The following is an 8,245-nucleotide window of genomic DNA, read 5'->3' as shown; positions in this document are numbered from 1 at the left end:
GACCTCACCCACCTGCGCCACCTCGACCACGCCTGCCGCACCGCCCTCGAAACCTGGGAAGAACGCCACAACCGCACCGGCGAAGCCACCGTCGTGGTCCGCAAGGCCCCGCCGAGACCGGAGGTCGCCGCCCTGCCGGCCCCGGGTCGGCGCCACCTGACGGGCTGAGCCGCCGGCGCCGTGCCGCCCGCCCTGCCGTCCGATGTGCCGTCCACCGCCGACGGACGACGCCTGCCCGTGACACCCCCGGGCACCGGTCAACTGGCCGCTCCCGCCCGGCTGCCGGCGCGGTGTTCCAAACCCCGGGCGCGCCGCTTCTTCGTCACATTGCCGTCCGTTGACAGTTCCTTGACCAAGACTTTAGGTTGGCATGGCGATGTCAAGCGCATCGTCCGCTTCTCCTCACACCCGGAGGTCAGAATGGAACAGCTCATCAAGAAGATGACCCAGGACGACAAGTGGAAGGGCTGGGTCGCCGCCAACTCCGCCGAGAAGGCGAAGGACGGCTGCATCAGCGTGGCCAAGTCCGGTTGCATCAGTGTCGCCAAGTCCGGCTGTATCTCCTGACGCACCACCTCGCACACCGGGGCCGGGCCGCCGAGCCGGCCCGGCCCCGGGCAGACCCGAGCGGCGCCCCGCCGTCCACCCAGGCGGGCCCGCACGTTCCGAGTACCGACGGGATGGTGACAGTGAGCGGCCAGCCGAGCGCCGACGTGGTCGACCGGATCAAGGACATTCCGATCTACCGCGAATCGATCGAACAGGGCTACTTCCCGATTCTCGAAAAGCCCGAGATCGCCCGCGGATTCCCCGAGAACTGGATGACACCGGCCCTCTCCGCGGCACTCGCGGCCGGAGAGGCCGAATTCGTGCTGTCGACGGGCACCAATCACGCCCGTATGCAGATCATCCGACCGCCGTACTTCCTGCTGAACTCGTACTACCGCCTGTGGAGCGAACACCCCGACATCGCGCACACCTGGCACCAGGGCTGCCGCCGGGTCTCCCTCACCACGGTGCTGGCCACCCAGCACGTCGCCCGGGTCAACGCCGCCAAGCGCGCCGGGCCGGGCGCCGCCGCGCCGAACACCGTGTCGACGGGCGCCGCACCGGCCGACACGGGCCCGACGGGCGCTGTACGGACCGCTGCCGAACCGACCCCCGCGGACCGCCGGCTCGACGAGCGCACCGGCTACCTCAACCTCCACCTCGACCCGGACACATGGCAGCGCGCGGACGTCGAGCGGATGCTCGACGAGATCGCGGAGGCGGCGCGGGCACACCCCGGCGGCGCCTACCACCTGGACTGCTCCGGCTACCACCTCGCGCACCTGGTGCGGAAGGTCGACCGGTGGGGCCTGTGGGAGAGGTTCCCCCGGCCCGCCAGCATCGTCCACGCCTACGAGTACACCCCGGTGAACGTGGCGCGGTACCTGCGCGAGCACTTCGACTGCCCGATCGTGGACCTGTTCGGCAGCACCGAGCTGGGCTACCTCTACTACAGCGACCGCAGCGGCGGGTACCGGCCCTACCTCGACGGCATGAGCGTCGAACTCGTCCCGGTCGCCCCCGGCAGCGACATCCACAGCCTGATCGTGACGAGCGTGCGCAACCCCCACATGCCGCTGGTCCGCTACCGCTCCGGCGACTGCGTGCGCACGTCGGACGGCAGCCCCGACCCCGCGCGGATCGTCCGCTTCTGCGGCCGGGAGAAGGAGCTGCTGCCCTCGCCGCACGGCCCCGTCGCGCAGGGCGACCTCGACGCCGTCGTCGGCGCGACCGCACCCCGGGTCTTCCTCCACCGGCTGCACGTCGGGCACCGGGACGGCGAGGCCGTGCTGCGCTGCACCACCTTCGACGGCGCACCGCCCGCACCGGAGGAGTCCGCGGCGCTGGAGCGCGAGGTCGGGCGCCTCACCGGACTGCGCTGCCGCGTCGAACACCACGAGCACCTGTCGATCGGCGCGTCCGGCAAGTACGCCTGGCTCGCGACGGACTGCTGACCGGAGGACGGAGAAGCATGACCCCCCAGCCCGCTGCTGCCCCCCAGCCCGCCGCTGCCCCTTGGCCCGCCGTGGCCGCCGAGCCCGCCGACCGGCCGGCCGAGCCCGCCCCCGCCGACCCGCCCGCCGTGACGGCCGAGGAGCTGAAGGCCCTCCTCGGCGACGCCCTGCACGCCGAGGTGGTGGCGTACACCGCCGGCCGGACCGGCCTGCCGGTCGAGCAGGCCGAGCGCCAGGTCACCGAATGCCTGCGCTACCTCTACCTGGTCTCCCGGTACCGCGAGCAACTCGCCGGGCTCTTCCTCCCGGTGGAACAGGACATCGACGAGGTCTGGCACTACCTCATCCTGCAGACCCGCGAGTACCCGCTCCTCTGCGAACGGCTGCCCGGCGGCTTCTTCGTCCACCACCGCAGCATCGCCTACGAGGCGTACCAGGAGGAGCCCGGCCGGGAGCGTGCGGCGGAGGAGGCGCTGCGCTGGATCCCGCTGTACTGCCGGGAGTTCGGCCCCTTCGACGAGGCGGCGACGGCCCACTGGACGATCGTGCGCTACCTGCGCGAGCATATGGGCATGTCACTGGAGGAGATCTCCGACCTCCGCCCGTCGGCGTCCGCGTGAAGGTGCCCGGCCCGGCGGACGGAGCACCGGCGGCCGGCCCGGACGCCGAACCCCCGGAACAGCGGCGGGTGCTGGCCGTCCTGGCGGCCGCCCAGGTCCTCAGCGGAGCGGGGCTCGCCGCGGGCATCACGGTCGGCGCGCTGCTGGCCGGCGACCTGCTCGGTTCGACCGGACTGGCCGGCATCCCCAGCGCCCTGTTCACCGGCGGCTCGGTGCTCGGCGCCCTGGGCGTCGGCCGCCTCTGCCAGCGGTGGGGGCGGCGGCCCGGCCTGGCCGCGGGGTACGCGACCGGGGCCGTGGGGAGCGTCGGCGTGGTGGCGGCGGTGGCCGCCGGGAACGTGCCGCTGCTGCTGTTCTCGCTGCTCGTGTACGGCGCCGGCACCGCGACCAACCTGCAGGCCCGCTACGCCGGAGCGGATCTGGCCGCGCCCGAGCGGCGCGGCCGGGCGGTGAGCCTGGTGCTGCTCGCCACCACCTTCGGCGCGGTCGTCGGCCCCAACCTGGCGACCGTCTCGGGCGACGCCGCGCAGCGCTGGGGGATCCCCGCGCTGGCGGGGCCGTTCCTGCTGGCGGCCGTCGCGTACGGGGTGGCCGCCCTGGTGCTCGCCACCCTGCTCCGGCCTGATCCGCTGCTGCTGGCCCGGGCCCGCGCGGCCGCCGCGGCTCCGTCGGCCGGGGCCGGAGCGCCGGCCGCCCCGATCGGCCGGTCCCGTGCCGCCCCGGGGCTGGCGACCGGTGTGTGGATCATGCTGATCGGTCAGTTGGTGATGGTCGGCATCATGACGATGACCCCTGTCCACCTGGACGGCCACGGGCACGGCACGGACGCCACCGGGCTGGTCATCGCCCTGCACGTGGGTGCGATGTTCCTGCCGTCCCCGCTCAGCGGCCGGCTGGTCGACCGCCTCGGGGCGCGTCCGGTCGCGGCCGCCTCCGGGGTCGTCCTCGGCGCCGCCGGACTGCTCGCCGCCCTCGCCCCGGCGCACTCGGTGGCGGTCGTGGCGGTGGCCCTGGTCCTGCTCGGGGTGGGCTGGAACCTCGGCCTGGTCAGCGGCACCGCCGTGGTCACCGCCGCCGTACCGCTGGAGCGGCGCGCCTCCACGCAGGGCCTGGTCGACGTCGCCCTCGCAGCCGCGGGCAGCACCGGCGGCCTGGCCTCCGGCGCCGTCGTCGCCGCCGGCGGCTTCGACTCCCTCGCCGTGGGCGGCGCCGTGATCGCCCTGCTGGTGCTCCCCCTGGCCACCGCCACCGCCCGCCCGTCCGGCCGGTAGCGGCCCCGCCCGGGAGGGAGTCCCGGGGGACACCCTGGCGGAGTACCGTGGGAGGCAACCGAGGACATTCCGCACACCGGCATCAGCGTCGGCGTCGCCCTGGGTCATGATTGGTCCCACGTGGACCGGACGGGCGGCCCCCGATGACGCCGACCCCCATTCCCACATCTCCCGGGCCATGGCCCGCACCGGGTGCTCCCCTGCTGCCGCGCCTGGTCCTGGAGCCGACGATGGCGCGTGAGGGCGTCTTCGACGGCGCCTGGTGGCCCCGCTCCACCCACGTCCTCGCCGAACTGCCGGACCTGCTCACCGCGCTCGGCGCCCACTTCGGCCGTATCGTCCGGGTCGGCCTCGACACCTCCGCCTGGGACGACGTACCCAGGTCGGTCGTGGCGAACGGCCTGGAGATCAGGATCAACTGGTTCACCGGAAGCGACGCGACGATCAGCGTCACCCGGGGCTTCCAGGACCACTTCCTCCTCCTCGTGGTGCCGCCCGGCACCGACGAGGACGCGGCCGCCTCGGCGATGACCGGGGCCGCGGCGACCGGAAACCACACCCCGGCGGCGGAACTCCTGCTCGGTCCGCCGATGGTTGCCGCCGGGTTCTCCCGGCTGCACGGCTGAAGGATGCACGGCTGAAGCCCACCGCGCCGCTCTCCGGGGAGAGGCTGTGGTCCGCAGCGGTGGGGGTCGCCGCCGTGCCGTGAGCCGTACGCGTCGGCGCTGCTCACCCCGGACGCTGCCGGCGCGGCCTGCCGACGGCCGGTCAGCCGACAGCCGGTCAGGCCAGGTTCAGGGTGACCCGGTCAGGCGTTCAGGGTGACCCGGTCAGGCCAGGTCCAGGGTGACGGTGGCGGTGTGGATCCGGCCCTCGGTCTGGAACTGCAGGAAGAGCCGCCAGTTCCCGGGGCGGCCGAGCATGGCGTGGAAGGTCAGCTCCGGTCCGCCGCGGCCGTCGGGGGACGGCGCTGCCGCGTTCAGCGGGTGCAGGTGGGCGAGGGCCAGGTCGCCCTCGTGGAACGCGCTGAGGTGGGCGTAGCTCTCCAGGTACGGTTCGAGGTCGGTCACCGGCACGCCGTCCCGGCTGACGGCGACGGTGAGCCGGCTGTTCCAGCCGGGCATCGGCTCGCCGCGGACGTCCACCGTGTAGCCGTCGACCGTGGTGCGCCCGGCCGCGGGCGGGAGCGGGGTCGCCATGGCGGCACCGGGGACGGTCACCGTCCGGCTGAGCACCAGCTCGCTGCCCCGACGGGGGCTGTCGGCCGGGCTGAAGGCCGCGTACAGCCGCCAGTCGCCGGGTGCCAGCGGGGCGAGGTCGGCGTTCCAGGTGCCGTCGGCGGCCATCGCTGGGTGGACGTGCTGGTAGCCGGTGAGGTCCGAGCGGATCGCGTAGAAGTGCAGCGGCTTGGTCTGGACGGGCGTGAACCCGGTGACCGGGCGGCCGTCCCGGCCGATGACGGTGAAGGGGTAGCCGACGGTCCGCTGCGCCGGGAGTTCGGCGGCCGGTGACTCCAGCCGGTACCCGTCCGCCTCGGCCGACAGCCCCGCACCGGGCGAGGTCGCCGCGCCGTGCCCGCCGCCCGCCTGCCCGCCGGTGCCGGGTCCGCCCGTCCCGTCCGCGCCCGTCCCGGGTCCGCCCGTGCCGTCCGTGCCCGTGCCGTTCGCGGCCGGGGCGGCGGGGGCCGCTGCCGCGGAGGACGGTGCCGGGGGAGTGGTGGCGCCGAGGGCGGCGAGCAGCAGGACGAGCAGCGCGGGCACGGCCGAGGCCAGGGCCCAGCGGCGGGAGAGGGCGTCGGCGGATTCGGGCATCGGCGGGTCCTTCCGTACGGGTGGCGCGGGGGCGGCGGGCGGTACGGAGCAGCCGGCCGCCGGTCCCGGTCCTGCGCACCGGGTGCCGCCCCCGCCCCAGGAGATCCGCGGGAGGCCCGGAGATAACGGAAACTGCCGAGCGGCGGGTGGCGGGGTCGGTCCGGGTGCGGAGTTGACGGTGGCTCGGGCCGGTCCCGGTCGTCCCGGGCGGACGGATACATCTCCCAAAAGTTAAGGTAGCCTAACCTAACTATCAGGCAGGTCGGCGGTACCTCCCGCCGGCCCTCGGACCTTCGGGGAGTGGGCGCACGGTGGCACAAGGGGAAACGACCGGGAACGCGGTGGCGGCCGAACCGCCCCCGCCCGGCAGGCTGCCGCGGCGGGCCGGGGCGCTGCGCGCGGTCGGGCTGGTGGTGGCCGTCGCGCTGCTCCTGCTGGTCTGCGCGTTCAGCATCGCCATCGGCACCAAGTCCATCCCGCTCTCGACCGTGGTCGCCGGACTGTTCGCCCCGGACGGCTCGGAGAACGCCGTCATCGTCCAGGACTACCGGCTCACCCGGACCCTGCTAGGCCTGGTCGTCGGCATCGGGCTCGGCCTGTCCGGCGCCCTGATGCAGGCGCTCACCCGCAACCCGCTGGCCGACCCCGGCCTCCTCGGCGTCACCTCCGGCGCCTCCGCCGCCGTGGTCGTCGGCATGGGGGTCTTCGGGATCACCACGCTCACCGGCTATGTCTGGTTCGCCTTCGCCGGCGCCGCCGTGACCTCCTGTGCGGTCTACCTGCTCGGCGCCTCCGGGCCCGGCCCCGCCTCGCCGGTCCGGCTGGTGCTCGCCGGCACGGCCGTCAACGCCTCGCTCATCGCCGGGATCTCCGCCCTCACCTTCCTCGACAAGGACTCCTTCCAGGAGCTGCGGCTCTGGTCGGTCGGCAGCCTCGCCGGGCGCGACGACTCGGTGCTGTACCAGGTGCTGCCGTTCCTGGTCGTCGGCGTGCTGCTCGCGCTCGCGCTCTCCGGTCCGCTGAACGCCCTCGCGCTCGGCGACGACCTGGGCAACGCGCTCGGCGCGCGGGTGGTCCGCACCCGGGTGCTCGGCGCGGTCGCCGTCACGCTGCTCTGCGGCGCCGCGACCGCCGCCGTCGGCCCGATCGGCTTCCTCGGCCTGATCGTGCCGCACGCCGTGCGCACCTTCTCCGGCCCCGACCAGCGCTGGATCCTGGCGTACTGCCTGGTGCTCTCGCCGACCCTGCTGCTCGCCTCCGACGTCCTCGGCCGGATCCTGGTCCGCCCCGACGAACTGGCCGTCGGCATCGTCACCGCCGCGCTCGGCGCACCCGTCCTCATCGCGCTCGTCCGCCGCCGGAAGGTGCCGCAGCTGTGACCACCCTGCAGAAGGCCGACACCGTCACCACCCCCGTCGAGGCCGCCCCCGCGCCCGTCAGGGTCGCGATACCCGGCTGGCGGATCCGCCTCGGCCCCCGCCTCCAGCTCCGACTGGCGCCGCGCACCGTGCTCACCACCCTCGGACTGCTGGTCGCCCTGCTGGCCGTCGCCGTGACGACCCTGGGCACCGGCGACTTCCAGGTCTCGCCGCCCGACGTGGTGCGGGCCCTGCTCGGCGACGGCACCCGGGCCACCGACTACGTCGTCAACACCCTGCGGCTGCCCCGCCTGCTCGTCGCGATCGTGGTCGGCGTGGCGCTCGGGCTGAGCGGCGCGGTCTTCCAGAGCCTGGCCCGCAACCCGCTCGGCAGCCCCGACCTGATCGGCTTCGAGACCGGCGCCGCCACCGGCGCCCTGCTGCAGATCCTGGTGTTCGGCGGCGACGCCTTCGCCGTGGCCGCGGGCGCGGTCGGCGGCGGGTTCGCCACCGCCCTGGTCGTCTACCTGCTGGCGTACCGGCGCGGCGTCCAGGGCTACCGGCTGATCGTGGTCGGCATCGCGGCGGGCGCCCTGCTCAGCTCCGTCAACGCCTACCTGATGACCGAGGCGTCCATCGACGAGGCGCAGGCCGCCTCGGTCTGGCTCACCGGTTCGCTCAACGGCCGCGGCTGGACCCACCTCGGCCCCGCCGCGCTCGCCGTCGGCCTGCTGCTCCCCGTGGTGCTGCTGCTCGGCCGTCACCTGCGGATGATGGAGGCCGGCGACGACTCCGCCAAGGCGCTCGGCGTACCGGTCGAACGCTCGCGCCTGCTGCTGGTGGTGACCGCCGTCCTGCTGTCCGCGGTGGCGACCGCGGCGGCCGGCCCGATCGGCTTCGTCGCGCTCGCCGCCCCGCAACTGGCCCGCCGCCTGGCCCGCTCCCCGGGCGTCGCGCTGCTGCCCTCCGCGCTGATGGGCGCACTGCTGCTGTGCGCGAGCGACCTCGCGGCGCAGCGCGTCCTCGCGCCCGTGCAACTGCCGGTGGGAATCATGACGGCGGGCATCGGCGGGTTCTACCTGGTGTGGCTGCTGGCCCACGAACGCCGAGCCGCCCGCCGCTAGGCCGGGGCCTGCCGGTATCCGAACCGCCGGAGCGGCCGCGTACGGGAGTGCGCGGCCG

8 protein-coding genes are annotated in these 8,245 nt (G+C 74.7%); 7 read left to right on the top strand and 1 reads right to left on the bottom strand.

The genetic code is table 11. The annotated features are described in order from the left end of the window. The first annotated feature begins 420 nt into the window (after window positions 1-420). From ACWGB8_RS36935 to ACWGB8_RS36915, 5 genes are all read left to right on the top strand, one after another. Complete coding sequence (locus ACWGB8_RS36935; RefSeq protein WP_452218038.1) at window positions 421-567, top strand: hypothetical protein; 147 nt, start codon at window positions 421-423, stop codon at window positions 565-567. 122 nt (window positions 568-689) lie between these two features. Further along, window positions 690-2,003 (top strand): hypothetical protein, encoded by a 1,314-nt coding sequence (locus ACWGB8_RS36930; RefSeq protein ID WP_452218037.1) that lies wholly within the window; start codon window positions 690-692, stop codon window positions 2,001-2,003. A 17-nt stretch (window positions 2,004-2,020) separates the two neighbouring features. Then, entirely contained in the window at window positions 2,021-2,623 is a 603-nt protein-coding gene (locus ACWGB8_RS36925; protein ID WP_452218036.1) for a hypothetical protein, read from the top strand. Between the two features lie 2 nt (window positions 2,624-2,625). Continuing rightward, window positions 2,626-3,894: an MFS transporter gene (locus ACWGB8_RS36920; RefSeq protein WP_452218039.1), complete on the top strand. Its 1,269-nt coding sequence runs from the start codon at window positions 2,626-2,628 to the stop codon at window positions 3,892-3,894. A 143-nt stretch (window positions 3,895-4,037) separates the two neighbouring features. Continuing rightward, entirely contained in the window at window positions 4,038-4,520 is a 483-nt protein-coding gene (locus ACWGB8_RS36915; RefSeq protein WP_452218035.1) for a DUF5994 family protein, read from the top strand. Window positions 4,521-4,724: 204 nt separating this feature from the next. On the opposite strand, the gene ACWGB8_RS36910 is transcribed toward ACWGB8_RS36915, so the two are convergent. Then, window positions 4,725-5,705, bottom strand: coding sequence for a hypothetical protein (locus ACWGB8_RS36910; protein ID WP_452218034.1), 981 nt, complete (start codon window positions 5,703-5,705; stop codon window positions 4,725-4,727). A 311-nt stretch (window positions 5,706-6,016) separates the two neighbouring features. Between ACWGB8_RS36910 and ACWGB8_RS36905 the strand changes: the two genes are divergently transcribed. Together ACWGB8_RS36905 and ACWGB8_RS36900 are read left to right on the top strand one after the other, a co-directional pair. Continuing rightward, a complete protein-coding gene (locus ACWGB8_RS36905; RefSeq protein ID WP_452218033.1) occupies window positions 6,017-7,084 on the top strand; it encodes a FecCD family ABC transporter permease in 1,068 nt (355 codons plus the stop codon). Further along, window positions 7,081-8,187 carry a FecCD family ABC transporter permease gene (locus ACWGB8_RS36900; protein ID WP_452218032.1) on the top strand — a complete coding sequence of 369 codons (1,107 nt, stop codon included), beginning with the start codon at window positions 7,081-7,083 and terminating at the stop codon, window positions 8,185-8,187. Before ACWGB8_RS36905 ends, ACWGB8_RS36900 begins: the two co-directional genes overlap by 4 nt. Window positions 8,188-8,245: the final 58 nt, after the last annotated feature.

The organism is Kitasatospora sp. NPDC054939 (assembly GCF_053610105.1).
The sequence above is the reverse complement of the archived record's forward strand: the minus strand, read 5'-3'. Positions and strand labels throughout refer to the sequence as shown.

Bases quoted from the DNA above. Each gene is read 5' to 3' on its own strand.
- ACWGB8_RS36935 (WP_452218038.1), top strand. From the start codon at position 421: ATGGAACAGCTCATCAAGAAGATGACCCAGGACGACAAGTGGAAGGGC.
- ACWGB8_RS36925 (WP_452218036.1), top strand. From the start codon at position 2,021: ATGACCCCCCAGCCCGCTGCTGCCCCCCAGCCCGCCGCTGCCCCTTGG.
- ACWGB8_RS36915 (WP_452218035.1), top strand. From the start codon at position 4,038: ATGACGCCGACCCCCATTCCCACATCTCCCGGGCCATGGCCCGCACCG.
- ACWGB8_RS36910 (WP_452218034.1), bottom strand. From the start codon at position 5,705: ATGCCCGAATCCGCCGACGCCCTCTCCCGCCGCTGGGCCCTGGCCTCG.